The sequence below is a fragment of the Prevotella sp. genome (assembly GCF_036570325.1).
GTDB lineage: Bacteria > Bacteroidota > Bacteroidia > Bacteroidales > Bacteroidaceae > Prevotella.
This window is the reverse complement of record NZ_DATCYK010000076.1, coordinates 1-1,519: the sequence shown is the minus strand read 5'-3', so window position 1 is coordinate 1,519 and position 1,519 is coordinate 1. Positions and strand designations below refer to the sequence as shown.

The 1,519-nt window shown below is 46.1% G+C and carries 1 pseudogene; it reads right to left on the bottom strand.

Going from position 1 to position 1,519, the window contains the following annotated elements:
* A pseudogene (locus VIR50_RS08245) lies at positions 1-1,519 on the bottom strand (SusC/RagA family TonB-linked outer membrane protein); the annotation flags it as partial.

The window sequence follows — 1,519 nt, the reverse complement described above, 5'->3', positions numbered from 1 at the left end:
TCGGGTAATGTTATTGTAGTAATTTAACGACATATTGATTCTGTTCTTCCAAAAACCAATATCCATTCCCAAACCGAAATTATCGGTCTTGGCCCATTTCAGGTTAGGGTTGTTCAACCGAGCCAGCACCGCTCCCAACATGGGAAGTGAGGCGTAAGGACGCATCGTACCCGAGAAAGTATAATACTCCACGGCGTCTGCCGGACTGAAATTCTGTGTACCGGTCACACCATAGGTAGCTCTCAACACCAAATTTGACACTCGTCCCTCCAAGAACTTCTCACGATAGGCGTTCCATCGTGCTCCCACACTCCAGAAAGGAGTAAGGTTATGGTCGGCATAACTTGAGCTAATCTCACCACTAATGTTGAAATCTACCGAATAACGGGTATCGTAACTGTAAGAGAGTTGGCCTATCAATCCCATGGAACGTGCGATACTCTCGGTACCACTGGGATTTTGCGACATCTTATTACCAAAGATGAAATCGTCCATGTGGGCGTCGGGATAACCGACCGCGCTAAGGTTTACATACTCACTTCTGTCCTCATGTACGTCCCAGTTGCCAAATACGCTGATTAAATGTTTACCCAATGACTGGTTCCAATTGACACCCAAGTTACTCGACCAAGAAGTCATTTCACCGGTATTCTTGGCATAGCTACCCTTCAAAGTCTTATCGGTTTCGTTAATAAAGTCGGTATGATTAGCCGGCAAGAAACGCTCCGACCGGGCTATACCACGGGTATAACTCAATTGTTCCGTAATACGGAGGTTCTCTAAAATGCTATATTCCAAGTTCAAATTCGTCGCGATATTGGTATTATGCGTCTCATCCTTAATTCCAACGTTAGCGTTATAAAGAGGATTGGCTATCAATACACTGCTGGCTCCTATATAGTTATCCAAGTCTTGTTGGATAGCTCCTTTGTCATTATAGGGACGATAGTAAGGATTGATACGACTATATTCCGCAAACGAGCCATAAGGAGAATTATGACCATCGGTTTCGGCCAAGCTAATCGTCGCTCCTACGGTTATCTTCCGCTTACGATAGGTCATGTTAAAGTTGACGCCTTTCGTGTTGTTACTCGACTTTTTCATGACACCCGGCGCCATTGTTGCGTTCAAATCGAGGCTATAGCGGAATATCTCCGTTCCACCCGCAGCTGATAGAGAGTGCCTTTGTTGCCATGCGGTCTGCAGCGGTTGGCTAAGCCAATAGGTGTCTACGCCGGCCAAAACATTCCTGCGCAACTGATTATAACGGTTCATGGAAGCCGCCCGTAGCGGGTTATAAACACCCGACTGCATTTCCACATCGAGTTTCTCCTGCGCATCCATCAAGTTATAATCTGTCAAATCGGGCATTTGCATCGTCAAACTTCCATTATAGCTAACAGACAACGCACCGTCGGGAGCTACTTTGGTCTCAATGACAATCACGCCATTGGAAGCGCGAGAGCCGTATATCGCCGTAGCCGCAGCGTCTTTTAAGATGGTTACATTCTCAATACGT